Annotated in this window: 22 protein-coding genes and 1 tRNA gene; 3 read left to right on the forward strand and 20 right to left on the reverse strand. The window is 69.8% G+C overall.

The window, feature by feature from the left end; translation table 11 throughout:
• Nucleotides 1-117: 117 nt before the first annotated feature.
• From hpt to dacB, 4 genes are all read right to left on the reverse strand, one after another.
• A complete protein-coding gene (gene hpt / locus SACGLDRAFT_RS19180) occupies nucleotides 118-672 on the reverse strand; it encodes a hypoxanthine phosphoribosyltransferase (RefSeq protein ID WP_005466636.1) in 555 nt (184 codons plus the stop codon).
• 2 nt (nucleotides 673-674) lie between these two features.
• Nucleotides 675-1694 carry a tRNA lysidine(34) synthetase TilS gene (gene tilS, locus SACGLDRAFT_RS19185; protein ID WP_005466637.1) on the reverse strand — a complete coding sequence of 340 codons (1020 nt, stop codon included), beginning with the start codon at nucleotides 1692-1694 and terminating at the stop codon, nucleotides 675-677.
• 91 nt (nucleotides 1695-1785) lie between these two features.
• Nucleotides 1786-2853, reverse strand: a complete 1068-nt coding sequence (locus SACGLDRAFT_RS19190) for a zinc-dependent metalloprotease (RefSeq protein ID WP_198283584.1) — start codon at nucleotides 2851-2853, stop codon at nucleotides 1786-1788.
• A 101-nt stretch (nucleotides 2854-2954) separates the two neighbouring features.
• Nucleotides 2955-4514 (reverse strand): D-alanyl-D-alanine carboxypeptidase/D-alanyl-D-alanine endopeptidase, encoded by a 1560-nt coding sequence (gene dacB, locus SACGLDRAFT_RS19195; RefSeq protein ID WP_005466639.1) that lies wholly within the window; start codon nucleotides 4512-4514, stop codon nucleotides 2955-2957.
• Between the two features lie 661 nt (nucleotides 4515-5175).
• On the opposite strand from dacB, the gene SACGLDRAFT_RS19205 reads away from it, so the two are divergent.
• The gene (locus SACGLDRAFT_RS19205) at nucleotides 5176-5685 is read left to right on the forward strand and encodes an inorganic diphosphatase (RefSeq protein WP_005466640.1); all 510 of its coding nucleotides are present in this window, start codon (nucleotides 5176-5178) and stop codon (nucleotides 5683-5685) included.
• Between the two features lie 86 nt (nucleotides 5686-5771).
• On the opposite strand, the gene SACGLDRAFT_RS19210 is transcribed toward SACGLDRAFT_RS19205, so the two are convergent.
• The 3 genes from SACGLDRAFT_RS19210 to SACGLDRAFT_RS19220 form a co-directional block, all read right to left on the reverse strand.
• Entirely contained in the window at nucleotides 5772-6197 is a 426-nt protein-coding gene (locus SACGLDRAFT_RS19210) for an uL11 family ribosomal protein (RefSeq protein ID WP_005466641.1), read from the reverse strand.
• Between the two features lie 50 nt (nucleotides 6198-6247).
• Nucleotides 6248-6769 carry a gamma carbonic anhydrase family protein gene (locus SACGLDRAFT_RS19215; protein ID WP_005466642.1) on the reverse strand — a complete coding sequence of 174 codons (522 nt, stop codon included), beginning with the start codon at nucleotides 6767-6769 and terminating at the stop codon, nucleotides 6248-6250.
• 185 nt (nucleotides 6770-6954) lie between these two features.
• Nucleotides 6955-7031, reverse strand: a tRNA-Thr gene (locus tag SACGLDRAFT_RS19220).
• A 134-nt stretch (nucleotides 7032-7165) separates the two neighbouring features.
• Here SACGLDRAFT_RS19220 and SACGLDRAFT_RS19225 point away from each other — a divergent pair.
• A complete protein-coding gene (locus tag SACGLDRAFT_RS19225) occupies nucleotides 7166-8833 on the forward strand; it encodes a hypothetical protein (RefSeq protein ID WP_005466643.1) in 1668 nt (555 codons plus the stop codon).
• Between the two features lie 65 nt (nucleotides 8834-8898).
• Here SACGLDRAFT_RS19225 and SACGLDRAFT_RS19230 read toward each other — a convergent pair whose 3' ends face one another.
• The 6 genes from SACGLDRAFT_RS19230 to SACGLDRAFT_RS19255 all read right to left on the reverse strand — a co-directional run bounded on the left by SACGLDRAFT_RS19230 (nucleotide 8899) and on the right by SACGLDRAFT_RS19255 (nucleotide 19070).
• Nucleotides 8899-10068: a DNA polymerase III subunit delta' gene (locus SACGLDRAFT_RS19230; RefSeq protein ID WP_085978136.1), complete on the reverse strand. Its 1170-nt coding sequence runs from the start codon at nucleotides 10066-10068 to the stop codon at nucleotides 8899-8901.
• A 47-nt stretch (nucleotides 10069-10115) separates the two neighbouring features.
• Nucleotides 10116-12203, reverse strand: a complete 2088-nt coding sequence (locus SACGLDRAFT_RS19235) for a bifunctional MFS transporter/dTMP kinase (RefSeq protein WP_005466646.1) — start codon at nucleotides 12201-12203, stop codon at nucleotides 10116-10118.
• A 117-nt stretch (nucleotides 12204-12320) separates the two neighbouring features.
• Entirely contained in the window at nucleotides 12321-12818 is a 498-nt protein-coding gene (locus SACGLDRAFT_RS19240; RefSeq protein WP_005466648.1) for a hypothetical protein, read from the reverse strand.
• Nucleotides 12819-12980: 162 nt separating this feature from the next.
• Nucleotides 12981-15743 carry a type I DNA topoisomerase gene (topA, locus tag SACGLDRAFT_RS19245; protein ID WP_005466649.1) on the reverse strand — a complete coding sequence of 921 codons (2763 nt, stop codon included), beginning with the start codon at nucleotides 15741-15743 and terminating at the stop codon, nucleotides 12981-12983.
• 290 nt (nucleotides 15744-16033) lie between these two features.
• Complete coding sequence (locus SACGLDRAFT_RS19250; protein WP_005466651.1) at nucleotides 16034-16654, reverse strand: hypothetical protein; 621 nt, start codon at nucleotides 16652-16654, stop codon at nucleotides 16034-16036.
• A 130-nt stretch (nucleotides 16655-16784) separates the two neighbouring features.
• The gene (locus SACGLDRAFT_RS19255) at nucleotides 16785-19070 is read right to left on the reverse strand and encodes a sodium-translocating pyrophosphatase (RefSeq protein ID WP_005466652.1); all 2286 of its coding nucleotides are present in this window, start codon (nucleotides 19068-19070) and stop codon (nucleotides 16785-16787) included.
• A 335-nt stretch (nucleotides 19071-19405) separates the two neighbouring features.
• Here SACGLDRAFT_RS19255 and SACGLDRAFT_RS19260 point away from each other — a divergent pair, with 335 nt between their 5' ends.
• Complete coding sequence (locus SACGLDRAFT_RS19260) at nucleotides 19406-21805, forward strand: DEAD/DEAH box helicase (RefSeq protein ID WP_005466654.1); 2400 nt, start codon at nucleotides 19406-19408, stop codon at nucleotides 21803-21805.
• On the opposite strand, the gene SACGLDRAFT_RS19265 is transcribed toward SACGLDRAFT_RS19260, so the two are convergent.
• The 7 genes from SACGLDRAFT_RS19265 to SACGLDRAFT_RS19295 all read right to left on the reverse strand — a co-directional run bounded on the left by SACGLDRAFT_RS19265 (nucleotide 21769) and on the right by SACGLDRAFT_RS19295 (nucleotide 26414).
• On the reverse strand, nucleotides 21769-22416 hold the full coding sequence (locus tag SACGLDRAFT_RS19265; protein WP_005466655.1) for a bifunctional DNA primase/polymerase: 648 nt from the start codon (nucleotides 22414-22416) through the stop codon (nucleotides 21769-21771). The genes SACGLDRAFT_RS19260 and SACGLDRAFT_RS19265 overlap by 37 nt on opposite strands.
• 361 nt (nucleotides 22417-22777) lie before the next feature.
• Nucleotides 22778-23209, reverse strand: a complete 432-nt coding sequence (locus SACGLDRAFT_RS19270) for an Rv3654c family TadE-like protein (RefSeq protein ID WP_005466656.1) — start codon at nucleotides 23207-23209, stop codon at nucleotides 22778-22780.
• A complete protein-coding gene (locus tag SACGLDRAFT_RS19275; RefSeq protein WP_005466657.1) occupies nucleotides 23196-23573 on the reverse strand; it encodes a TadE family type IV pilus minor pilin in 378 nt (125 codons plus the stop codon). Before SACGLDRAFT_RS19275 ends, SACGLDRAFT_RS19270 begins: the two co-directional genes overlap by 14 nt.
• Nucleotides 23574-23753, reverse strand: coding sequence for a DUF4244 domain-containing protein (locus SACGLDRAFT_RS19280; RefSeq protein ID WP_005466658.1), 180 nt, complete (start codon nucleotides 23751-23753; stop codon nucleotides 23574-23576).
• Between the two features lie 32 nt (nucleotides 23754-23785).
• Entirely contained in the window at nucleotides 23786-24412 is a 627-nt protein-coding gene (locus tag SACGLDRAFT_RS19285; protein WP_005466660.1) for a type II secretion system F family protein, read from the reverse strand.
• Nucleotides 24409-25230, reverse strand: a complete 822-nt coding sequence (locus SACGLDRAFT_RS19290) for a type II secretion system F family protein (RefSeq protein ID WP_005466661.1) — start codon at nucleotides 25228-25230, stop codon at nucleotides 24409-24411. Before SACGLDRAFT_RS19290 ends, SACGLDRAFT_RS19285 begins: the two co-directional genes overlap by 4 nt.
• Nucleotides 25224-26414 (reverse strand): TadA family conjugal transfer-associated ATPase, encoded by a 1191-nt coding sequence (locus SACGLDRAFT_RS19295; protein WP_005466663.1) that lies wholly within the window; start codon nucleotides 26412-26414, stop codon nucleotides 25224-25226. The genes SACGLDRAFT_RS19290 and SACGLDRAFT_RS19295 overlap by 7 nt, the downstream gene beginning before the upstream one ends.
• Nucleotides 26415-26422 lie beyond the last annotated feature (8 nt).

Raw genomic sequence — 26422 nt, forward strand, 5'->3', positions numbered from 1 at the left:
TCGGCTCAGCGCCTGCGATCTTCGCTAAGGTTAACGCACCAGAGGTACCCCTACGACGCATTCTCGCCGGTTCGGGTTCCGTGCCGGCGGAAAATCTCCGCGACCGACGCCGACTCGTTACGATGAGTAAACGCGGGGGTCGAGCGTCCCGATAAACGGGAGGTCGCGGTAACGCTCCGCGTAATCGAGCCCGTATCCCACGACGAACTCGTTGGGAATGTCGAACCCGACGTAACGCACGGGCACGTCCACCTTCACGGCCTCGCGCTTGCGCAGCAGCGAGCACACGTTCAAGGAGGCCGGGTTACGGCTGGCGAGGTTCTTCAGCAACCACGACAGCGTCAACCCCGAGTCGACGATGTCCTCCACGATGAGCACGTCACGGCCCGCGATGTCGCGGTCCAGGTCCTTCAGGATGCGCACGACGCCGGAAGACGACGTGGACGACCCGTACGACGACACCGCCATGAACTCCAGTTGCGCCGGAATCGGCAGGGCGCGGGCGAAGTCGGTCATGAACATGACCGCTCCCTTCAGCACCCCGACGAGGAGGAGGTCGGACGTCATCTTCTCGGTCGGATAGTCCGCCGCGACCTTCTCGGCCAGCTCGGCGACCTTGTCCTTGATCTGCTCCTCGGTGATGAGCACGGAGGCGATGTCGCCTTCGTACACGGTCAGCTCCCTCGGGTGGTGGGTTGGCAACGATTCAAAACGAGCTTTTCATGTGTCCTTCGCGCTTCGACACCGCCGGGTAGGAAAACGCCGCCTTGGCCACGCCAGCGGCCCACGAGGTCGTCCACCGACCGCAGGTGCGCGTCGGTCAGTTCCCGCGCACCGCCCCGCAGCAGCCACGTCCTCAGCACCCTTCTCCGCACCGGCGACGGCGCCCGTTCCAGGACGTCGACGCGGAGGGTCTCCCCCTCGTACGCCCGATCGTGCACATCCTTCGCGATCGAGTCGAGGGCGTCGCAGTCCTCCCGCAGCTGCCGCGCCGTCCGGGCGAGCGCCTCGGCCACCCCGCCGGCGAGCACGTCCTCCAGCAGGGGAAGCACCTCCCGACGCACGCGCACCCTCCGAAACCGCGGGTCGGCGTTGTGAGGGTCCTCCCACGGCCGGACCCCGAGTTCGTCGCAGGCGGCCCTGGTGACGGCACGCGGTGTCGAGAGCAGCGGTCGTGCCCACGGCACCTCCAACGGGCGCATCCCGGCCAGCGACCGGGCTCCCGAGCCCCTGCCGAGCCCCAGCAGCACAGTCTCCGCCTGGTCGTCGAGCGTGTGCCCGAGCAGCACGAGCGACCCTTCCCCCACGTGCTCGCGCAGTGCCGCGTAACGAGCCTTACGCGCCGCGGCCTCGGGGCCGCCGGGACCGGTCACCGTCACCGGCAGCACCTTCGCCGCGTGGGCGCCCAACCGCAGCGCCTCCTCCGCGGCCCGCTCGGCGACCTCGTCCGAACCCGGCTGAAGCCGGTGGTCCACCACCAGCGCGCACACCCGGAGGTCTCGTCGACCACCCACGTGAGCCGCGGCCTCGGCCAACGCGAGCGAGTCCGCGCCGCCCGAGACCGCCACGAAGAGCTCGCCCGACCCCAGGTGCTCGGTGACGTCCGGTTCGGCGAGAAAGACCCGCACCGCTCTGCGTACGGCCAACACCGCGTCGAGCCGGGGGCGCGGCCGCCGACCGACTCCGGGTGTCATGCGTCCTCCCCGAGCGAACGAGACGGAACGCGGCCGGACCGCGAGGTGGAGCGGGGACGGCCGCCGTCGCCCTCCACGCGACCGGCACGATCTAGTGCACCCGTCGTAGCCATGCCTTCGGGTCCTTGATCTCGGCCCTGCTCGGGAGTGTGTCCGGCGACGTCCAAACCGCGTTGAACCCGTCCATCCCGACCGCGGCCACCACCTCGCGCGTGAAGGTCGAGCCCAACGCGTACTGCTTCACCTTGACGTCGACCCCGAGCAGGCTCCGCAACAACCTGTCGATCGGCCCGCCGCCCCTGCGACGGGCGGTGAATCGGCGCCGGATCGTCGCCACACTGGGCACGACCTTCGGACCGACCGCGTCCATGACGTAGTCGGCGTGGCCTTCGAGCAGCGTGGACAACGCCAACAACCGGTCGAACGCCTCGCGCTGCCGAGGTGTCTGCACCAGCTCGACGAATCCGAGCGACCCGTTCTCCTTCGTCCGCCGGAGTTTCCTCACGTTGTCCGGCAGGCGCGACAACAACGCGGACAGCCCGTCCGACTCGGTGAAGCCGGTGATCAGTCTGCCGACCTCGCTGGCGAAGTGGTCGCGGAGCCAGTCGACCGCGGTGAACTGCAGGCGGTGGGTGCACTCGTGCAGGCAGACCCACATGCGGAAGTCCCTGCCCGACACCCGCATGGCCCGCTGGGCGGTCACCACGTTCGGCGCGACGAGCAGCAGCCTGCCCGAGTGGTCGTCTCCCCCGAAAGGGTCGTACTGCCCCAGCACTCGTGTGCCGAGGAACGCCAGCACCACCCCCGTCTGCACCCCCGCGCTGCCCGCCACCAGCGGCGCGAGCATTCCGGCCTGACCATCGTCGGGCAGGGCCCTGCTGGTGAGCCGGTCCAGCCCGGACGCCGCCGCTCGCACCCAGCCCGGCCGGTCGACGACCTCACCGGGAAGCAACGGCAGGCCGGCCCCGAGCCCGGTGAGCGCTCTGACGTGCTCCTCCGCGGCCACGGTCAGGTCGCGCAGTTCGGTGACGACGCGTTCGGCCTCGGCGGGGTCCACCACGGGGCCGCTCCTGACCAGGTAGGCGCCGGTGGACGCGGCCACCGACCAGTCGACCAGCGGCTTCGGCTTCCTGCCCCGCTGCGGGTCCACGGAGTTCACCACGGCCGCTCGGGATCGATCGACGTCGGGCTACCGGTGCTGCGAGTGCTCACGTGTCGTCCTTTCACCGCGCTGTGCCTCGGTTTCGACGCTACCCGCCCTCAGCGGCAACCACAGCCATGCAGTGCCGCCGCGATGCGGTCGAGGGCGGCCCGCGCTCGGTCCCAGTCCTCACCGGTCGACATGAGCGCAAACGTCAGCACTCGGTTGTCCGAGGTGAGGACCACCCCGGCGAGCGTGTGCACACCGGTCAGCGTTCCCGTCTTCGCCCGGACCCAGCCGCGTCCCGCTTCGGACTCCTCCTCGTCGTAACGACCGGCGAGAGTGCCGCTCCCGCCCGCGACCGGCATGCCAACCAAGAGCGGCCGCAGCTTGACCGTGACCTCGTCCTCGTCGTCCGGCCCCGCGGCCTTGGCGATCACCTGGGTGAGCGTGGCCGCGGAGACCTTGTTGAGCGGCGAGAGCCCACTGCCGTCGTGCAAGACGGCGCCGTCGACGTCGATGCCGTTGCGCTTCAGCACGTCCAGGGTGGCCTCGGCGCCCCCGGTGAAGGACGGCTCCTTGCCCTCGGCGACGGCCACCTGCCGGGCCAGGACCTCGCCCAGCAGGTTGTCGGACTCCACGAGCATGTGCCGCACCAACTCGTCTACCGGCGGCGACCACACCTCGCCCAGTACCTCGGCATCGGACGGAGCGGTGGTCGTTCCGCCGGCCTCCGCCCCGATGCGGTCGGCGAACTCCCGGAGGAGATGCTCCGCGGGATCGCCACGACGCTTCGAGTTCCCGACCGTCGCCTGCGAACGACCGCCGTCCAGCATGGCCGGCTGCACCTTCGCCATGTACGTCGACGGCACGTCCTCGGGCGCCCAACCGTCGCCCTTCTCGGGGCCGGTGTAGGCGGACAGATCGAGTTCGACCCGCTCGACGTCTCCCCCGGCGGCCTCCTCCACCTGAGCCACGAGGTCGTCGAGGCGGGCCGCGCCGGGATAGATCGACTCCTGTCCCTCGGGCAACGACGACAGGGTGACGTCACCACCGCCCACCAGCACCACCGTGCCGGGCTCGGAACCCCGCACGACCCTCGTCGGCAGGCGCATGTCGTGGTCGAGGGCCAACAGGGCGGCGGCTCCCACCAGCACCTTCGTCGTGGAGGCGGGCGTGGCGACGGTGTCCGCGTCGCGAGCCCAGAGCTGCTCCCCCGTGGTCGGGTCCACCACGCTCCCGGTGAGGGTGCCCAGGTCGGAGTCGGAGGCGAGCTCACCGATCGCGGCCTCGACCCCCTCCGGGGTGGGGCCCTCAGCGGAGTCCGAGACCTCGTTCAGCGCGAGTCGCACCTCCTGCGGCCGCGGGGGATCGGCTCGCGGCGCGTTCGGCGCCCACGGCAGCCCGAGACGATTCGACACGTCCGGCAACGCCAGCGTGACCCCGGCAACCAGCAACAGCACCACGGCGATCGACACCGTCACCAGCAGGCGTCGACGCGGTTTGCGAGAGGGGGCGTCCCCGGAGTCCGGGGACGGTTCCGGACCGGGGGGCACCGACTGGTTCGGGGACGCGGTTTCGGAGGCAGCCGCGGGGATCGCCGCCTGCGTGCCCGTGTCGGCTCGGGGGACGGAGTCGACGGGCCCGCCTTCGCCCCGGCTCGCGTCCCTCGGGGGCACCGCCAACTGCTCCCCGGTACTCGCCGGAGCCGGTTCGATGCGCTGGGGCCATGCCTGCCGACCGGCCGGGGGGACGGACCCCGGTCGGGGAGGAGGTGGTACGGGGTGGGGAAGCTGCGGTGCTCGCGGCGACGACTCCCCCGGCCACGACGTCGACCGCGGCGGGGAGGACTGCCACGCGCCGGCGCCCTGCTCCCGTGGGGACTGCTGCTGTCGCGGCTGCTGGGTCGTCGGCGCGTTCGAGTCCGGGGACTGCTGGTAATTCGGTGACCGCCGAATCTGCTGAGTCTGCTGTGACCACTGTGACTCCGTCGACCGCTCGGTCTCCGAAGTCGGGGAGGAACCCGGCCCGTCCGACGAAGCCGAAGGATTGCCGACCGAGTTCGTGGGAATGCTCACTTTGTCTGTCGGCTGGTTCGACGAGGAGTCAGAATTGTGCGGCGCGATCTCAGGATCTTGGTCGCTGGACGGCCATCTCGGGCCCGAACCATCTCCAGTACCAGGCAAAGCCCCTCCTCGCGGTCAAGAGGGCAGACGTCACATTTGACACCATGCGTGCCACGCCCGCCCAGTGCGTGGTCCACACTAGTGAAGACAGAATTGATCACGTGTAAGCCGCCCGGATAAGCAGGGGCGCCAGAGACCAGGCAGCGAGGACGGCGTGGAGTTCGACGTCACGATCGAAATCCCCAAGGGGGAGCGCAACAAGTACGAGATGGACCACAAGACGGGGCGCATCCGCCTGGACCGCACCCTGTTCACGGCCACCCAGTACCCGGCCGACTACGGGTTCATCGACGAGACCCTGGGGCAGGACGGTGACCCGCTCGACGTCCTCGTCCTCGTGCAGGAGCCCACGTTCCCCGGCTGCCTGATCCGGTGCAGGGCGATCGGCATGTTCCGCATGACCGACGAGAAGGGCCCGGACGACAAGATCCTGGCCGTACCGTCGGACGACCCGCGGATGGAGCACCTGCGGGACATCCACCACCTCAACGAGTTCCACAAGCTGGAGATCGAGCACTTCTTCCAGGTCTACAAGGACCTGGAGCCCGCCAAGAGCGTCGAGGGCTCCACCTGGGCCAGCCGCGCCGAGGCCGAGGCCGAGATCCAGCGCTCCTACGAACGCGAGGCCGCCGCCAAGAAGGAGGAGCAGGCCGAGGAGCAGTGAGAGCCGTCCCCAGCTCGAACTCGGGCCCCGTCGCACCGTGCGGCGGGGCCCGAGTTCGTTGTGGACGTTGTGCGACGTCCGTGGACTCAGCTCTCCACGGTCACTCCCATCGAACGGGCGGTGCCCGCGACGATACGCATCGCCACCTCGACGTCCGAAGTGTTGAGATCCGGCAGCTTGCGTTCGGCCACCCGCCGCAGCGCGGCCCGGCTCAACGTCCCGGCCTTCTCGTGCCCCGGCCTCCCCGCGCCCGGCCCACCCAGTTCCTTACGGATCAGATGCGACGTCGGGGGCGTCTTGTACCGCAGCGAGAACGACCGGTCCTCGAACACGGTGATCACGACGGGGACGACGTCGCCCCGCTGCCCCGCCGTCGCCGCGTCGTAGGCGCGCTTGACCTCGACGAGGTTGATCCCGGTCTGCCCCAGCGCCTTGCCGAGGTCGGCCACGGGAGCCTCGCCCGCGGGCAGGTGGAGGGTGGTCTCGAACTTCTTCGCCTTGCTTGTCGCCACGGGCGGCGACGCTATGGGCTCCAGTGACTGGAGACTCCAGTTCTTTTCTTCTACCGCACCTCTTCGATGCCGTCGGCGTGCCGACGGGCGAGCGCACGGTAGACCTCGGCGTTGTGGTCCACCCACGCCCTGGCCGTGTCGGAGAGCGGGGTGAAGCTCTTGGCGGGGCTGCCCTTGGCGACCGTCTCGTCGGGGACCCGCGTGTTCGGGGTGACGGTGGCGCCCGCCGCGACGAGGCTCCGCCTGCCCACCACGGCCTTGTCGAGCACGATCGCCCCGTTGCCGATCAACGCCTGCTCCCCGATGGTGCAGTCGTGGACGACGCAGGCGTGCCCGATGGTGGCGTTGGGACCGATCTCGCACACCCCGTCGTTGACGTGCACCACCGTGTTGTCCTGGACGTTGGCGCCCTCGCGCACCACGATCCTGCCGAAGTCGCCGCGTAACACGACGCCGTACCACACCGAGGCGCCCTTCTCCACGACCACGTCGCCGATCAGCGTCGCGGTGGGGGCGATCCAGGCTTCCGGATGCACGGTGGGGCTCACGCCCTCGAAGGCGAACATCGGCATGGCCACACCCTAACGGCTTCGACGGGGTCCGGAACCGACATCGGGACACGTGATGATCGCAACACTCGACGTGATCCTCGGGAGCGCGCGGACGGCCCTGCCAAAGCAATCCGTTCCACCGTCGGCCGACGTCGAGTGCCAGAGAAACGAAACAGGCCCCCTCCGCACTGGAGGAGGCCTGTTCGTGGAGCCGCCTGGGGGAATCGAACCCCCGACCTGCTCATTACGAGTGAGCCGCTCTGGCCGACTGAGCTAAGGCGGCGCGCGGGCGAACCCGGCTTGCTCAAGAGTATAGCGATCCGATTTCGGGCGTCACCGGCGGGGGCCGTCGTCGTTGATCGGGACAACGACACCGGCATCGTCCGCCGGTCAGTGGTTACTGGGAGGACTTCTCGCATGGGCCGCACGCGTCACGGCCGTCTCCACACTCTGGCTCTGCCCACGACGGCAGCGCTGCTCCTGCTCCTGGCCGCGCCCGCCGCCGCACAGACCGTTCCCACGACCCCGGCGCCCACCCCCGCGGAGGAGGGCCAGCCCCCGATCTCCTCGGAGACCAAGCCGAAGGGGCGCGTGATGGCGGAGGCGGCGACCGCGCTGGGAGTGCTACGGCTGCTGCCGGAGGCCATGGACGCCGAGGCCGTCATGCCCGGCTGGGATCGTGACCTACCGAAGCAGTCCGCGTTGGAGGGCGGGGTCGGCCTGTCGTACGCCCGCGCCGACAGCGAGTCCTATCAGGCACACGAACGCTCCATCGCCGAGGCGTCGCCGTTCAGTCTCTCCGTCGCCGGGCACACCCCGCAGACGCCCGGCTCCGTCGCGCAGACGGCGTTGCCGGACAACGACAAGGCCCTCTCCACCGGTCTCGAAGCCCCCGACAACCCCCTCGTCAACCTGAGCGCGCTCCAGGGCAGGGCCCATGCCCGGTGGAGCGAGACCCTGGGCCCGTGTGTCGGCACTATCGCCGACGCCGGCACGTCGGTGGCGGACCTGTCCCTCGTCAACACCATCCCCACGATGCCGGACAGCAACCGAGTCACCGCGGCCGGAGGCGAACTCGGTGCCGCGCTGGAGGAGATGCCGGGCTCGCTCGCCAACCTCGGTGGGCTGCTGTCGGGGAAGAGCTCCCTCGTCAGCGTGGACAAGGCACTGTCGACCCGCTCGGTGGTGCGGCTGGTGGACGCCGAGGGCACCGACGGCACGCGCAAGGCCGTCGAGGCCGTGTCCACCTTCCAGGGTGGCCGCATCGACATCCTCAAGGGGACGCCGCTCGGGCTCACCGTCAAGGTCGCGAGCCAACCGACCCTCCGCGTGGTGTCCACGGGAGAGGCCGAGACGTCCAGCGTCGACTACACCGCGCCCGTCTTAAGCGTCGAGCGGAACGGCAAGACGCTGTTCCGGCTGGACGCGGCCCACCCGACCGCGGACATCCCCATCGGAGTTCCGCTGCCCGAGCTGAAGGACCTGCCCGGCTACGAGGACGTCAAGGACACGCCCGTGATCGGTGACGCGGCCGAGCGGGCCGACGGCGGGATCACCACCTTGTCCGAGCAGGCGTCCAAGCGCGTGCTCGACATCGGTGTCCTGCGGCTCAGCGTCGCCGAGCTCGACGAGAAGGCGCAGACGGTGACCGAGCCCTTCGCCGGGCACCAGGTGTCGGCGGTCGCGCGGCTGCTCGACGTGCGCGTGCTGCCCACCGAGCGGCTGCGGAAACTGCTTCCCTCCGACCTCGCGTCCTCGCTGCCTTCCGCGTTGTTGCAGGTGTCGGTGGGCGAGCAGAGCGCGAGCGCGTACGCCCCCGAGGGAGGGGTGGACTGCTCCGAGCCGAAGGAGCCCGCCGCTCCGGCCGAGTCCGAGGCTCCCCCGGCCGCCGGTGACCGCCCCGGCTCCGGAGCCGACGTGCCCACCGCTCTCGCGCACACGAACGCCGCCTACTCCACCGTGCCGCTGTTCTGGACCGGAACGGCGTTGCTGCTGACCGGTGTGGTGTTGGTGGCGGCACTGCCCAACCGGCCGCTCCGAGCCCCCGCTCCGGTGAAGCCGTCACCCCGCCCCCGAGGGAAGTGACGGACCGGGCCACCTCCCTGCGCGGGGTGGCCCGGTAGGCACCGCACGCCGAGGCGCGTGCGGTGTCAGCCCTCGCGGAGGGTCGTCAACATCGCTTCCACGGCGATGCGGGGTTTGACGTTCCATCCGATGGCCTCACGGCAGGACAGCACGGCTTCGAGCCGACGCAGCGCCGAGACGGGGCCCCACTGCCGGGCCGCCTCGGCCGACTGTTCGGCGAAGTCGGGGTGGGTCAACGCCGTGTCCGCGCCACTGGCCTGCACCAGCACATCGCGGTAGAACCCGGCGAGATCCACCAGCGCGAGGTCGAGCGTGTCGCGGCGCGTCCTGGTCGCCCGCGACTTCTGCCGCTTCTCCAGCGCACGGACGGCGGCGTCGGCCGCTCGTTTGGCCGCCGCGGCCCCCTTACCGGTGCCGCCCGCGCCCATCGCGGTGCGCAACGCGTCCTGCTCGGCCTCGTCGCGCGCCTTGCTCTCCTCCGTGGCGTCGGCCTCCGCCGTCGCGATCAACTCGTCGGCGCACCGGAACACGTCCTCGGCGCGTCGCAGCCCGAGCGGAATGCGGAGCACGGCGGTTCTTCTCGCCCTGGCGTTGTCGTCGGTGGCCAGCCGTCGGGCCCGCCCAACGTGCCCACCGCACACCGACGCCGCCCACCGCGCCCGCTCCGGGTCGACGCCGTCACGCTCCACCAGCACGGTCGCGATCGCCTCCGGGGACGGCGTGCGAAGGTTCACCAGCCGACACCGGGATCGAATGGTGACGCTCACATCGTCGGGGTGGTCGGACGGCGCGCACAGAAGGAACACCGTGCGGTCGGGAGGTTCCTCGACGGCTTTCAACAACGCGTTGGACGCCCCCTCGGTGAGCCGGTCGGCGTCCTCGATGATCACGATCTGCCAGTGGCCCGCCGTGGGCCGCCGCGCGGCCGCCTGGACCAGCGCGCGCATCTCGGCCACGGAGATCGACAAGCCCTCCGGCACCACCAGCTTCACGTCGGCGTGCGTGCCCGCCAGCGTCGTCCGGCAGCCCTGACACTCGCCGCAACCGCTGCCGACGGTGCACTGCAACGCCGCGGCGAAGGTCCGGGCCGCCACCGACCTGCCCGAACCCGGTGGGCCCGTGAACAACCAGGCGTGTGTCATCGAGCCGGGGTCGTCGGTGGCGCCGGACACGAGCGCGGCCGCCGACCTCGCCGCCGCCGACAACAGCTCCACGGCCGGCTCCTGACCGACCATCTGGGACCACACCCCACCGAGGCGCTCGCCCGTCGCAGCGGTACCGGTCACGGTTGTGCCACCTCCTGTACGGCGGGTGGCAGCTCGACCTTCCCGGACAACGCCTCCCGCACCGACGCCCGCACCCTCTCGGCGACCTCGTCCTCGGTACCCTCGGCGTCGACCACCACGTACCGGTCCGGCGCGGAAGCCGCCATCTCCGCCAGCATCTCCTGCACCCTCCAATGGTGCTCGGCGGCGTTCGTGGACTGTGCGGTCCCCTCACCGGGATCGGCGTCGAGCAACACCGTGAGGTCGGGCCGCAGCCTGCCGGTGGCCCAGTCCGCGAGCCCTTCGAGTTCCGCGACGTCGAGTTCGGCGAGGGTGGACAAATGCGCCAGGGGCGTGTCCACGAACCGCTCCATCACCACGATCGCCCCGCTGTCGAGAGCGGGCCGGACGTCCCGTTCGACGATGTCGGCACGAACGGCCGCGGCGGCCAGTGCCTTCGCGCGGGCTCCTTCGAGGGAGGCACCGGAGATGAGCGAGGTCAACCGCTCGTCGTCGAGGGCCGGGTCGGCGGCCAGCACCACCTGCCTCGACCCGGTACCGAGCCATTCGGCCAGCCGCGCGGCCTGCGACTCCGTGTCGGCCGCCGTGGTGCCTTCCAGCGCTATGAGCACACCGTTCACCCGGCGCGGACGGCGACGGATGACGTTGCGCAGGTCCGCGAAGATCGGCTCGGTGCGCCGCGAGTCCATCTGCCGGTAGGCGATCACGCCGACGAGCGTGGCCAACAGCCCTCCCGCCAGCAGCACCGGCCGGGTTCCGTCGATGACGAGCGGGTTGCCCCACACCGTGACGCGGCGCGGCTTCACCAGGCCGATCAGACCGGGGACGGCCGACGTGGTGCCGAAGATGATGATCTTCAGAAGCGACTGGTAAATGGCGTTGATCCGGCCGCGGATGCTGTCGTCGATCTGCGTGCCGATGATCGTGATACCCGTGAGGAACGCCGCGCCCGCGCACGCCCCCACGAGCGCCACCGCCACGAGCGCCACCGCGAGATGGGGCGCGAGAGCCACCACCACGAGCGCGAGCCCCGCCAGCACGATGCCGACGCCGAACAGCCGTTCGTGCGGCAGCCTGCGCGCCAGCTTCGGAGCGCTCGCCAGCCCGACGGCCGCGCCGATGAACACGGCGACGAACAGCAGACCGAACGAGGCGTCACCACCGCCGAGACTCGACGAGTACGGCTTGGCCGAACCGATCACCGCGCCACCCGCGGCGAACGCACCGGCCATGCCGATCAGCAACCCACGGATGAGCGGCGTGGTCTTCACGAAGCGCACGCCGTCCCGCACCAAGCTGCGGAACCCACCGGACTCCCGCTCCGGCTTGCGCACCACCTGCTCTCGGCTCGTCTCCGGCATCGGGTGCACGTTGCGCAGCGACAGTTCCGGAATCCGCGCGATCAGCAACGCGCTCGCCAGGTAGAGCAACCCGTTGATGACGACGACGATCTTGGCCGTACCGAACTCCCCCAACAGGTCCGGCGGCAGATTGAGTGTCGTCTGGATGCCGGTGAGAATCGCGTAGATTCCGGCACCGGTGACGACGGACACCCCGTACGTCATCACCATTCCGAGTTGATTCGCCGTTTCGACCTGGTCGCGTCGACGAAGCAGATTGGGGACCGCCGCGTCCTTCGACGGAATCCACATCATGGCCGCGGAGCCGACGAGGAAGTTGGCGATGAACAACCACAGTGGAGTACCGACGACGGCAATCGAAATCAGCAAGCCGAAACGCACGAGATCCGCAACGATCATGATCTTGCGGCGGTCGAAACGATCGGCGAGCATTCCCCCCAGCGGCGCGAACAGCAGTCCGGGAAGCAACTGAGTCAGCACGATCCCGGCAAAAGCGAAGTTTTGGGCCGCGTAGTCGTCGGTCAGCTTCGTGACCAGGCCGGTCAGGGCCAGCAGGGACAGCCAGTCGGCCACACTGCACAGATACGTGACGCCCCAGAGCCGCCGGAACGGCCGGATGGCCAGAACGCGACGTACCCTCCCCACGGTTGACGCTTCATTGGACGCGGCGGATCGCGCCTCGCCACCCCGCGTTCCCTGCTTCGACTCGTTGATGGACCCCACCCCATAACACTCGGCATTGCCGTGCGCTCAGGGTAGCGCCGCGCCAAGAACACACGCTTGAGAACCGGGAATGTCACTGCACGTATTCGACACAGCACGAATGGTGCCGGGTCGAGTTCAGTCGAAAATGCCGGTCACACTTTCCACGAAACTGGTCACGAACTGAATCGCGACCAGCGCGAAGATCACCATCAGCACGAGGGCCACCGCCAAACCCGCCGAACCGGACGACGGCTTGCGCACGTGCGGAACCACGCGCCGGGGCCGGGATGCTTGCCCGCCCTCGGGCCTGCGCCTTCGCAGGAGAGGAGGCAGTAGTGACGGCTTCGACGCTCGCACCGCCGGCGCCCGTTGGGGTGGGATCTCCGCCGTCGGTTCATCGTCGTCGCCCTTGGCCGTGTCGGTGTTCGCCGCCGCGGAGCTCCCCGCGGCTTCGGTGGCCTCAAGCGCGGTGGCCAGCTGTCGCACTGCCTCCCGGTCCACCCCGACCGGCTTTGAAACGCTGCTCGCGGCAACTCTCGTGGCGTCGGTGGAGCCGCTTTCGGCCGAACCACCCAACGGGTCACTGAACGGCTTCGGCGGCTCGGGGGCCTGAGTACCGTCCGCGTCCACCACACGTCCTCCCCTGATCCGGTCGGGCGGTGCACCGGGGTCCTCTCACCCTGTGTGGCGCACCGCATGCCGTGCGTAGACCAGGGTAGCGATACTCGGCGTCCTCGCCACCCGTCCATTGGGGCGCATTCGATCACCCCCGTGGACACCGGGCGGCGAGGGCGCTCAGCCCTTCGCCTTGGCGGCCGACGCGGTCTTGCGCTTCGCCGTGGTCTTCTTCGCGGGCCCCTTGGCGCGCTTCTCGGCGAGCAGCTCGGCGGCCCGCTCCGGCGTCAGGTCCTCCACGGTGTCCGACTTCCGCAGGGAGGCGTTGTACTCGCCGTCGGTGACGTACGGGCCGAAGCGCCCGTCCTTCACCACGATCGGCTTGCCCGAGACCGGGTCGTTGCCCAGCTCCTTCAACGGCGGCTTGGCGGCGGCCTGGCGGCCCCGCCGCTTCGGCTCGGCGTAGATCTTGAGCGCTTCCTCGAGCGTGATCTCGAAGATCTGCTCCTCGCTCGACAAGGACCGCGAGTCCTTGCCCTTCTTCAGGTAGGGGCCGTAACGACCGTTCTGCGCGGTGATCTCCTCACCGGTCTCCGGGTCCGTACCCACCACGCGCGGCAGCGACAGCAGCCGAAGCGCGTCCTCCAGCGTCACGTCCTGCACCGACATCGACTTGAACAGCGACGCGGTCCTGGGCTTGGGCTTCTTCGCCTTGCTCGACTTCTTGCCCTCGGCGTCGGAGGGGTCCTCGGGCAGGATCTCGGTGACGTACGGCCCGAAGCGTCCCTCCTTGGCGACGATCTCGTGGCCCGTCTCCGGGTCGGTCCCGAGCACCCGGCCCTCCTGCGGCGTCGCGAACAGCTTCTCCGCGATCTCCACCGTCAGCTCGTCCGGGGGCAGATCCTCCGGCAGGTTCGCCCGCTGGGACGTGCCGTCGACCTCGCGTTCCAGGTAGGGCCCGTACCGGCCGACCCGCACGTACACCTGGCGGCCTTCGTTGTCGAGGAACATCGGGATCGAGTTGATCTCACGGGCGTCGATGTCCTCGACCCCCGACCCGACGAGCTTCTTCAACCCGCCGAGCCTGCCGATCGAGCCGTCGACCCCCATCTCCCCGCCGAAGTAGAACCGCGACAGCCACTCGGTGCGCTGTTCGTCCCCCGCGGCGATGCGGTCGAGCTCGTCCTCCATCGCGGCCGTGAAGTCGTAGTCGACCAGTCGCTCGAAGTGGCGCTCCATGAGCCCCACCACCGAGAACGCCACCCACGACGGCACGAGCGCGGAGCCCTTCTTCCACACGTATCCGCGGTCCTGGATGGTCTTGATGATCGAGGCATACGTGGACGGCCTGCCGATCCCGAGTTCCTCCAGCTTGCTCACCAGGGCCGGCTCGCTGTAGCGCGGCGGCGGCGACGTGGCGTGCGAATCGGGGCTCAGCTCGGTGGCCCGCAGCGACTGGTCGGTGACCAGCCTCGGCAGCCTGCTCTGCTTGTCGTCCGCCTCACCGCCCGCCTCGGCGTCCACCGCCTCGACGTAGGCCTTGAGGAAGCCGGGGAACGTGATCGTCCGTCCGGACGCCGAGAACACGCACTCCTCGCCGCTGGCGGCGGTGCCGGAGATCTTCACCGACATCGTGGTGCCCTTGGCGTCGGCCATCTGCGAGGCGATCGTGCGCTGCCAGATGAGTTCGTAGAGCCGGAACTCGTCGGACTCCAGCTCACCGGCCACCTCGCCGGGCGTGCGGAACACCTCTCCCGCGGGCCGGATGGCCTCGTGCGCCTCCTGCGCGTTTTTGACCTTGCGCGTGTACTGCCGTGGCTTGTCCGCCACGTACTCGGCCCCGTACAGCTCGGTGGCCTGACTGCGAGCCGCCGCCAACGCCGACTCCGACAGCGTCGTCGAGTCGGTACGCATGTACGTGATGTAGCCGTTCTCGTAGAGCCGCTGCGCCACCCGCATCGTCCGCTCCGACGAGAACCGGAGTTTACGGCCGGCCTCCTGTTGCAACGTCGACGTCATAAACGGCGCGTACGGTCTACGCGTATACGGCTTCTCCTCAACGCTCACGACCGTGAACTCGCGGTCGGCCAGCGCGTCCGCCAGCCGATGGGCCTCGGCCTCGTCCAGCACCCGGACGTCGGCCGACTGGTCCTTGAGGTTCCCGTCGGGGCCGAAGTCCCGTCCCGTCGCGAGCCTCGCGCCGTCCACCGAGGTGAGCCGGGCGGGGAAGGATCGCGGAGCCTCGACGCCGCCGTCGGAACCGGTGTCCAGGACAGCCGAGATGTCCCAGTACGACGCGGAGGCGAACCGCATCCGCTCACGTTCCCGCTCGACGATCACGCGGGTGGCCACCGACTGCACCCGGCCCGCCGACAGCTTCGGCATGACCTTCTTCCACAGCACCGGCGACACCTCGTAGCCGTAGAGCCGGTCGAGGATGCGTCGCGTCTCCTGCGCGTCCACCAGGTCGGGATCGAGGTCACGAGTGCTCTCGGCGGCGGCGCGAATGGCCTGTTCGGTCACCTCGTGGAACACCATGCGGCGCACCGGCACCTTCGGTTTGAGCGCTTCGAGCAGGTGCCACGCGATGGCCTCGCCCTCGCGGTCGGGGTCGGTGGCGAGGTAGAGCTCGTCGGCGTCCTTGAGCAGGTTCTTCAGCTCGGTGACCGTGGACTTTTTGTCCGGGGTGATGACGTAGAGCGGTTCGAAGCCATTGTCGACGTCGACGCCGAGTCGGGCCCACGGCTGGCCCTTGTACTTGGCGGGCACGTCGGCCGCGCCTCTCGGCAGGTCTCGGATGTGGCCACGGGACGACTCGACGACGTAGCCGCTACCGAGATACGGAGCGATCTTGCGGGCCTTGGTCGGCGATTCGACGATCACCAGTCTCCGGCGACCGTCACCGTTCGCGCCCGTTCTCTTCGTCCGTGTCGATCCAGCCACGCTGTCCCGCTCTTTCGCTCAAGATTCCACTCGTTCGACCAGCCAGTGTGCACGCTGTGCGCTGTCCCTGTCCGCTCAGGTGTTGCAACACACCGGCGCCCTCGCCCGTTCCCGCCGCAGGCCGGAGGTCGATGACGTCTCTCTTTCCACACCTAGCACGTGACACGCCGACCGCCGCCCTCGGGGCACTGAGTGACGGGGAGAGCACTCTTCGTAGGGAGCGCCGACGCGTCACCTCATGATGTGCACCGACACGGGTTCCCACGGCGGGTCGGGGGAAACGACCCGATTCAGGAACCCGGTGAGTCGATCCGGGGCTTCGGGTCCTCGTCCGTGAGCATTCGGCAGGCCGGAGCCTGTTTGCTCGCCTCTCGCAGGGCGGGAACCGTGTCGAGGCCCGCGAGGAGGTCGACGCCCCCGAGGTCGTCGAGGGGTTTTCGCACCGAGCTCACCGCGTCGCGGCTGGCCTCGGCGCCCTCCGCACCGTGCAGTTCCTCCAAGGCTGCCCGAGCGTGCTCGCGAATGTCCGTGTACGTGGCCACGGCGTCGCGGCGTACCCGTTCGGCACCCTCCACCGGCGGCGCGCCCAGGCTGTCGAGGCGGTCGAGCGTGCGGTCGAGGCCCCCGACCATCACCTCCAGCAACTCGCCGGAGGTCTCCGAGGCTCTGCGGGGACTGCTCGGGTCGATGATCGGCATCTCCGACACCGAACGAACGAGTTCGGAGATCGCCCCGCAGTAGTCGTTCGCCCACACGACGGCCCTGTCGGGTGAGGCCTCACCGGAACTCGGCGCGGTCTCCTCCTGCTGCCCCCGTGACGGTTGCGCCTGATCGACCGAATCGCCACAGGCGGTGACGGCGCCCCACACGATCAGCGCGCACAGACCGACCCTACTTGTGAACCGGTGCACCACACACCTCCGAGGCGAACGGGGGCCGACGGCTGCACTCTAGGGCGTCACGGCATCTCCGACGCGCCAGGGCCGGGCAGGGCCTCGACATCGCGTGTTCCCTGCCCGACCCCGTCAGCCGCCCGAGCTCCTAGGCGTTCGCCGGATCGTTCTCCGTCGCGGGCGTGTCGTTCATCGCCGACGCCCTCCGCTTGGAGAGCACGATCGCCGCCGCGATGATCAGCACCGAGACGATCGCGATGGCCAGCCGGAACGGCGTCGACGCGGACTCACCCACCGACAGACTCACGACGGCGGGCGCGATGAGCAACGACACCAGGTTCATCACCTTGAGCAGCGGGTTGATCGCGGGCCCCGCGGTGTCCTTGAACGGGTCACCGACCGTGTCACCGATGACGGTGGCCGCGTGTGCCTCGGAGTTCTTGCCACCGTGGTGCCCGTCCTCCACCAGCTTCTTGGCGTTGTCCCACGCACCACCCGAGTTGGCCAGGAAGACCGCCATCAGCATGCCCGTGGCGATCGCCCCGCCGAGGTAGCCCGCGAGGGCGCCGGTGCCGAGGCCGAAGCCCACGGCGATCGGCGCGAACACCGCCAGCAGACCCGGCGTCGCCAGCTCCCGCAGGGAGTCGCGGGTGACGATGTCCACCACCTTGCCGTACTGCGGCCGCGTGGTGCCCTCCATGATTCCCGGAATCGTGCGGAACTGCCGGCGCACCTCGTAGACCACCGCGCCGGCGGCCCGCGACACGGCGTTGATCGCCAGCCCGGAGAACAGGAAGACCACCGCGGCCCCGATCACCACACCGACCAGTGTGTTCGGCGAGATGATGCTGTCCACGAACGCGTCGCCGATGTCGCTGAGCGCGGCCCCCGCGTCGACGAGCGCCTCCCGGATAGCGGCCGAGTACGACCCGAACAACGCCGTGGCGGCCAGGACGGCCGTCGAGATCGCGATGCCCTTGGTGATCGCCTTGGTGGTGTTGCCCACCGCGTCGAGCTCGGTGAGGATCTGCGCCCCCTCGCCCTCGCTGAGATCACCGGACATCTCCGCGATGCCCTGCGCGTTGTCCGAGACCGGGCCGAAGGTGTCCATCGCGACGATGACGCCCACCGTGGTGAGCAACCCCGTACCCGCGAGCGCCACGGCGAACAACGCCACCGACCCACCGAGCAGGTAGGCGCCGAACACCGCCGCCCCCACGACCAGGGCCGTGAACACCGCCGACTCGAACCCGACCGAGATACCCGACAGGATCACCGTGGCCGGTCCCGTCTCCGACGTCTTGCCCACGTCCTTGACCGGCTTGTGCTCGGTGCCCGTGTAGTACCCGGTGAGCCACAGGATGACGCCCGCGAGCACGATGCCGATGATCACCGATACGGTCGCGATCACGGCGGGGTTGCCCTCGGCGCCGTCGAACGAGCTCGGCAGGAACACGAACGCCGCGATGGCCGACAACACCGCCGAGATGACGGCGGAGATGTAGAAGGAACGGTTGATGGTGGTCAGCCCGTTCTCCCCCGCCCGCGCTCGGGTGATGTAGATGCCGATGACCGCGGTGATGACGCCGATGGCCGGGATGATCAGCGGGAACACGAGCCCGTGACCCGTGGTCGCGAACGCGGCGCTGCCCAGGATCAACGCCGCGACGAGCGTCACGGCGTAGGACTCGAACAAGTCCGCGGCCATCCCCGCGCAGTCGCCCACGTTGTCACCGACGTTGTCGGCGATCGTCGCGGCATTGCGGGGGTCGTCCTCCGGGATGTTCTGCTCCACCTTGCCGACCAGGTCGGCGCCGACGTCGGCGGCCTTGGTGAAGATCCCGCCACCGACCCTCATGAACATCGCGATGAGGGCGGCACCGAAACCGAAACCCTCCAGAACCTTCGGCGCCTGTCCGGTGTAGACCAACACGACCACCGCCGCACCGAACAACCCGAGCCCGACCGTGAACATGCCGACCACGCCACCGGTGCGGAAGGCGATGCGCATGGCCTTCTCACGGCCTCCGGACTCCCTCGCCGCCGCCGCGACTCGCAGGTTCGCCCTCGTGGCCAGCCACATCCCGAGGTAGCCGATGAAGAACGAGAACGCCGCACCGATGAGGAAGAACACCGATCGCCCGATCCGCTCGCCGAGGTTCTCGGCCGGCAGGACGAGCAGCAGGACGAACACGATCACGCCGAAGACGGCGAGCGTGTTCCGCTGTCGGTTCAGATAGGCAGCCGCCCCTTCCTGCACAGCCTTGGCGATCTCCTGCATCTTCTCGGTGCCCTGGCCGGCGGCCAGCACTTCCTTGAGCAGGAGATAACCGATGACCAGTGCTGCAAGGGCGACCACGGCGACCACGGCGACAATGCCGTAGTCACCTCCGGAGAACTGCAGTGAGCTCTCCGCGAGGAATTGCCGGGACATTCGTTGTCCTCCTGAGACGTCGCCTGTTGCCCGCGCCGGTCCGCCGCGGCCGAATGCCGGCCCAGTGTGCCGACGCCGACAGTGGGATATACACCACTATTTGTGTTGTTCGGCGGAGTCTATTGGTAATGGAGCCCACACGGGCAACAGTGACCCAGGTCGCATACGGGTGGACCTACTGTGAATCTGATCACTCACCTTTCGTGTCCACAATCACACCACCGGGTATGCGAAGCTGGGAAGGTGATGGCTCGGGTGACAAGTCGACAAATTCGGAGCGAGGTGATGAGCTCCCTCGGCGACTCGCTCACCCGTTCGTGGCCCGGTGGTCGACCATGAACGCCGACACGACCGGCTCACGGGCCCGTCGCCTGCTGACCCGCGCGACGGCCGGGGTGCCCGAGGAGAGGTATCCCGTCACACACGTCGCAGACCTGCCCGCCAGGGGCGCCCGCTTCGCCGACTGGCCCGACTGGGTACCCGAGCTGGTACGGGACGCCGTCAAGGCCTGCGGGGTCGACAAGCCGTGGAACCACCAAGTCGAGGCCGCGTCACTCGCCCGCGCGGGTCACAACGTCGTCGTGGCCACGGGGACGGCGTCCGGAAAGTCGCTGGCCTATCAAGTGCCCGTGCTGTCGACTCTGGCGACGGACGGTAAGGCGACCGCCCTCTACCTGTCACCCACCAAGGCACTAGCGGGTGACCAACTACGAGTCGTGTCCGATATGGACGTGCCCGACATCAGACCCGCGCGCTACGACGGAGACACTCCGCAGAGTGAACGCGCCTGGGTGAGGGATCACTCCCGTTGGGTGTTCACGAACCCCGACATGCTGCATCGGGGCGTGCTGCCCGCGCACCCGCGTTGGGCGCGTTTCTTCCGAGGGCTCTCCTACGTCGTCGTGGACGAGTGCCACAGCTACCGAGGCGTGTTCGGCTCCCACGTCGCCCTGCTGCTGCGACGACTTCGCCGCATCAGCAGGCACTACGGAGCCGATCCCGTCTTCGTGCTCGCGTCGGCGACCACGGCGGAGCCCGCCGAGTTCGCGACCCGCCTGATCGGGGCCGACTGCGTCGCCGTCACCGACGACGCCTCGCCGCACGGAGCGCGGACGGTGGCGCTGTGGGAGCCACCACTGCTGGAGGAACTGACGGGCGAGAACGACGCCCCCGTACGCCGCTCCGCCGGCGCCGAGGCGGCCCGTATCCTCGCGGAACTCGTCGTCGAAGGAGCACGGACACTGGCCTTCGTGCGGTCCCGTCGAGGCGCCGAGCTGACCGCGCTCGGAGCCAAGCGCATTCTCGCGGAGGTGGCTCCCGAACTCGCCGACAAGGTGGCGGCCTACCGGGCGGGCTACCTGCCGGAGGAGCGCCGCGAGTTGGAATCCGCGTTGCTCGACGGCCGTCTGCTCGGGGTCGCCACCACGAACGCCCTGGAACTCGGCGTCGACATCTCGGGATTGGATGCCGTGATACTGGCCGGCTATCCGGGCACGCTGGCCTCGTTCTGGCAGCAGTCGGGCCGCGCGGGGCGCGCCGGCGACGACGCCCTCGTGGTGTTCGTGGCCCGCGACGACCCGCTCGACACCTACCTCGCGCATCATCCGGCAGCCCTACTCGAACGGCCCGTCGAGGCGGCCGTGCTCGACCCCACCAACCCCTACGTGCTGGCCCCCCACCTCGCCTGCGCGGCAGCGGAGAAGGCGCTCGTCTCGGGCGAGCTCGACGACTTCGGCGGTGACGCGGCGAGAACCGTACTGGACGGCCTCGTGGCCGACTCGGTGCTGCGCAGGCGACCGAGTGGCTGGTATTGGACGGCCGGGACACCTCCTCATTCCGATGTGGACATTCGTGGCTCGGGCTTCGAACAGGTCGCCGTCGTGGAGGCCGAGACGGCACGACTGCTCGGCACCGTCGACGGGGCCTCGGCGTGCGGAACCGTCCATCCCGGAGCGGTGTACCTCCACCGTGGAGAGTCCTATGTGGTGGACGAGCTGGACCTGGACCAGGGAATCGCGTTCGTCCACCGAGAGGACCCGGAGTGGACCACCTCGGCGAGGGACGTCGTGGACATCGAGGTGTTGGACACCGTGGAGCGGCGCGTCTACGACGGAGTGACGGTGAACCTCGGGCACGTGGCGGTGACCTCACGCGTCGTTGGATACCTGCGCCGAATGCCATCCGGAGAGGTGCTGGACCACGTCCCGCTGGACCTTCCCGAACAAGTACTGCACACCCGCGCGGTGTGGTACACGATCGACGCACAGCTGCTGTGCGGTACACGCAGGGAGCCGGGGCGCGCCGGCCTGGAACCGGCGCGCGTCCCCGGCGCCCTGCATGCCGCCGAGCACGCGGCGATCGGCCTGCTACCGCTGTTCGCGACGTGCGACCGATGGGACATCGGCGGCGTTTCCACCGCGGTGCACGCGGACACCGGGGAGGCGACGGTGTTCGTGCACGACGGTCATCCCGGCGGCGCGGGCTTCGCCGACCGGGGTTACGCCGCGTTCGTCCCATGGCTCACCGCGACACGGGAGGCCGTGATCTCCTGCGAGTGCCCGGCGGGGTGCCCGTCCTGCGTTCAGTCGCCCAAGTGCGGGAACGGCAACGAACCGCTGGACAAGGCGGGGGCGGTGGCCGTGCTGGACATCGTCCTGGCCGCGATCGGGGCAACGACCGGGCACGACCACGCTGACGATCAGGCCGCCGAGGATTCGACGGGCAGCGCCCGATGAGCCTGTGTCCTCGGAACTGACTCCTCGCGCAGAGCCCTCACGAGGACATCGTGCACGGCTTCGGCCCGAGGCAGCTTCCAGCCCCAGACGTCGGGCTTGACCCGCCAATGCACGACACCGTGGCGGAACGGCGTCGGCGGAAGCGGTACCCAACTACCTTCGCCGTGCCATTCGACGCCCTCCGCCTCGGCCAGCGGGCGGGGGAGCCGATCGGTGCTCGCGGTGAGGAAGAGCCAACGACCGTTCGGCATCGCCACGATCGGCGCGGGCTGTCCCGTCGCCCTCAGCAGCGCCGCGGCACGCCGTCCGATTCGGTCGTCGACCTCGATGGCGTCCACAAGGGTCCCGGTGGCGACCAGAAGGCTGTACGGCCGCCCCGTCCACCAGGTGGCGACCTGCTGCGGGTGGGCGCCGATCCGGCGTTTCCAGTCACTGTGCACCGGGGTCGGCCTCGTCCACTTCGACGCCGTGTTCTGCAGCTCGGTGGAGTCGGCGTCCGGGTACGTGCCCGGCACCACCGGCCAACCTCGCCAGGCGAGGCCGATGGCCTCCGCCCGCAACTCGATGCGGAAGGCAGCACGCCAGCTATCTGGCCATTCGATGTCCAACATGTCGTACTCAGGCCTCCTCGGGGTGACCGCCGTTGGTCGTGGTGTCGCATTTCACTCAACGGCAACTTGCAGGATGCGGAAAGCACCGACTCGGCGACCGGCACCGGGTGAACGACGAGTGAGCAGGACGCCAACATGAGGGGTGAAGCGAGGGAACCCACCGGACAACCGGTCGTCGTCCCCTATTCGTCCGGCGCGACTCCCGATCTTCCCCGGAAGCCACTCGGACCACCGCGACTTTCGTTCGACACTCGCAGAATGCATGTTGTCGTGCCGTTCGTCGCACGTAATCGACCGCTGCTCGCCGGGGCGGCGCTCGGGGCGGCCTGTCGGAGTGCACCGGTGAACGATCGGTGTCCTGTCAGCGGCCCCCGCTCGTCCGCCGAACTTCCGGCACTTCGTCGACCGGGCCGGCACGAGCACGAGCCGTCACCGTGACGCCGGAGCCGAGCGGAACGCGTACGTCGGCGTGGACGACCACCAACGCGTCCCATCCCCGAAACCGACACTCGGACACCCGCGTCGCCATCGCCCGAGCGACGTCCTCGGCACGTGCGCAGGCCCGCGCCTCCCCCAGGACGGCGTGACCGGCCGCCGCGAGAGCTGCCAGGTCGGCGGCACCCGCCGCACGCTGCCTGCTCACCAGCACCTCCCCCAAGGCCCACACCAGGCCGACGAGCACGAGCAGCGCCGAGACCGCACACGCGGCCCACACGGTGGCGACCCCCGCGTCGTTCTCTCCACGGGCGGCCCGAGCGCCTCCAACGGCTGCGGGAGCGTCATGGCGAGCCATCGTCGACCTCCTCCCCCACACCGGGTTCGAGTTCGGCACGGGCTTCGGCCCGCACGACGACTCCCGGCAGCAACCCGCCCACCGGGCGAACACTCACCCGCACCACCACGGCCTCCTCGACTCGTTCGACGCTCGTCGTCGCGCCCTCCGGAGCCGTCATGTGGACCAATTGCTCCACCGTCGAGTCCGGGGTGCCTCGGGCGAGCGCCCGAGCGGCCAGGGTGGCGGCGTCCGTGCAACGCATTTGATCGACGACCGCCGCCATCCCCGCGAGGACGAGGCCGAACACGGCGACGAGGGCACAGACCGCGATCGCTGCCTCCACGGTCACGGCACCACGGTCGTCCACTGGCCCCTCGCCCATTCAGAGGTCCACGGAGAGCGCTCGCTCCACGAGCGAAGTCAGGTGGTGCACGATCGAGTCGCCCGTGAGTACCGTGTACAGCACCGCCGCGAGGGCGGCCGCGGCAAGCGTCCCGATGGCGTACTCGGCCGTGGACATTCCGTCGTCGGCCCCGCCGGGCGCGAGAAGTCGTTTCAACATCAGGTGAGTCCTTTCCGCTGAGTTTTCATTGGTCACGGCAGAACGTGCAGGCGGCTGGCGAGGCCGAGAACGACCGGGATCACCCCCAGACAGAGGAACGCGGGAAGGAAGCACAGTCCGAGCGGGCCGACGATCAGGACGCTCACCCGCTGTGCTCGGGCTTCGGTCCCGTCGGCCTCGAGATGCCTGATTCGAGCGGCGAGCGTGGTCGCCTGGTCCGCGAGGGCAGTCCCCGACGAGGCCGTACGACACGCCGCCCGAGCCAGATCGGCGATGTCCGGGTGTTCCCGCGCTCGCCGCCACGCCGACTCCGGGCTCGCGCCGAGAGCCAGGGCGTGGGCAGCGTCCCGCAGTGCCTCCCCCACGGCCCCGGTGGCGACACTCGCGACCGCGTCCACCGCCGTCGGCACCGGAACGCCGGCCGACAGGCACGCACCCAGCAGATCGAGCGCCAGTGCCGAGTCGGCCGCGGAATCCGCCGCCGCACGGGCGGGGCCTTTTCCACCGAGGGCCCGCGGGAAACCCCGCCCGAACCGGCGTTTCGTCCCCGACGTGCTCGGCCGCGCCACCCCGGCGAGAGCGCGGAGCCTGACGGTCGGTACCGAAGGCATGAGCAGCACCGCGACCGCCGCCAGCGCAGCGACACCGGCGGTACTCACGGGAGCACCCGCCCCGTCAGCCACGACGTCCACGCGACACCGGCAAGCAACAGCCCGGCGCCCACGACGAACACCGCCGCGCCACCCGGTGTCCCGACCAGTACTCCCACCGGTGCGGCCCCCATGGCCTCACCGAGAACGAGGCCGGCCGCGGGAAGCACCGCCAACACGGCCGCCCCGGCCCTGGCTCCGGCCAACCTCGCGTCGAGCTGCCGTGCCGCTCGGGCGGTGGATTCCACGTCCCGGTGCACGGCTCCGAGCACGTCGGCCAGGGGCACGCCGTGTCGGACCGCCAGCGACCACGCGGTGGCGACCCGAGCCACCACCCGTTCCAGATGCGCGGACGTTCGCGCCGCACTGCCCGCGTGGGCATCGATGTCCGGGATTCCGTGCAACTTCGCCGAAGCCGCGAGGGTCCGGAGCCGTTCCGCGAGACCGGACGGCGCCTCCCCCGCCACCGTGTCCACCGCCGTCACGGGGTGCGAACCCGCCCGCAGTTCCGCCACCATGCCGTGCAGGGCCGAGGCCACGTGGTCGAGGTCCTCGACCACGGCTCGCGCACGCACCCGGCTACGCCGATGCAGCAGGAACGCGGAGGCCAGCAGGCCACACGCCCCCGTGACGAGTACTCCGGCGGTGAGGACGAACCCCACGACCACCGAGACCACCAGGGCCGCGGCGACGCGGCGATCACGTAACCGCACGTTCCCACGGCATCGGGAGGCACTGGGCAACAGAGCGGTGAGTCGCTGCCCCACCACCCTCGACGGCCACAGCAACAGCCCGACGACCACGACCACCAACGTCGGGGTCAGCACGACGCCACCCGCTCACTCCTCGGACGCGGTGGATTCCGGCGTGACAGGAGCACGGTGGTGAGCGGGGAGTCGCGTCTCAACCGCTCACCCGGTCGCCACGCGGTTTCCACCCGCACCACACCGGCCTCCCGGCGCACCAGACCGATCTCGGCGAGTTCCCTTCCGCCCGTCGAGGTACGCCGCATGTGCAACACGACCTGCACGGCGGCCGCCAACTGACTGTGCAGTGCCTCACGGGAAAGACCCCCGAGCGCGGCGAGGGCCTCCAACCGGGCCGGCACCTCGGCGGGGGCGTTGGCATGCAACGTGCCCGCACCACCGTCGTGGCCGGTGTTGAGCGCCGTGAGCAGCTCGACGACCTCGCGCCCTCGCACTTCGCCGACGACCAGGCGGTCGGGTCGCATACGAAGTGCTTGGCGGACCAGCTCGCGTAACGACACCTCCCCGGCACCCTCCACATTGGGCGGTCTGGCCACGAGGCGCACGAACTGCGGATGGTCGGGTTGGAGTTCACCCACGTCCTCCACGCACACCACCCGCTCGGCGGGATCGACAGCTCCGAGCATCGCGCCCAGCAGTGTGCTCTTGCCCGAGCCCGTGGCCCCGGAGATCAGGAAGGCCAATCGGGCCGACACGATGGCTTCCAGGAGCGCGAGCCCGGCGTCGTCCACGGTGCCCAGCCTTCGCAGGGACCGCAGGTCGTGCTTCGCGGGGCGTAGCACCCGTAGCGACAAACAGGTGCCCTCGGCGGCGATCGGGGGCAACACGGCGTGCAGCCGGATACGCCCCTCGGGACCGCTACCGGGAAGCCAACCGTCCACAAAGGGCTGTGCGTCGTCGAGCCTGCGTCCCGCCGCGAGCGCCAGCCGCTGCGCGAGTCTGCGCACGGCGTCCTCTCCGGGGAACCGGACGTCGGTGCGACGAAGTCCGTCCGGGCCGTCCACCCACACCTGGTCGGGAGCGGTCACGAGTATGTCGGTGACGTCGGGGGTCGTGAGGAGCTGTTCCAACGGCCCCACGCCGACAAGCTCGTCGTCCAGTAGTTTCAGCGCGGCCAGGATGTCGAGATGTCCCGCCACCCCGCCCGCCTCCGCCCGCACGGCGTCGGCGACAGCGCGTGGGTCCATGGCGCTCCGAGTGCCCGCGAGCCTGGCCTTGACCCGTTCGACAAGATCGGTACTCATCTCTCCCC

This window comes from Saccharomonospora glauca K62 (genome assembly GCF_000243395.2).
Lineage (GTDB): Bacteria > Actinomycetota > Actinomycetes > Mycobacteriales > Pseudonocardiaceae > Saccharomonospora > Saccharomonospora glauca.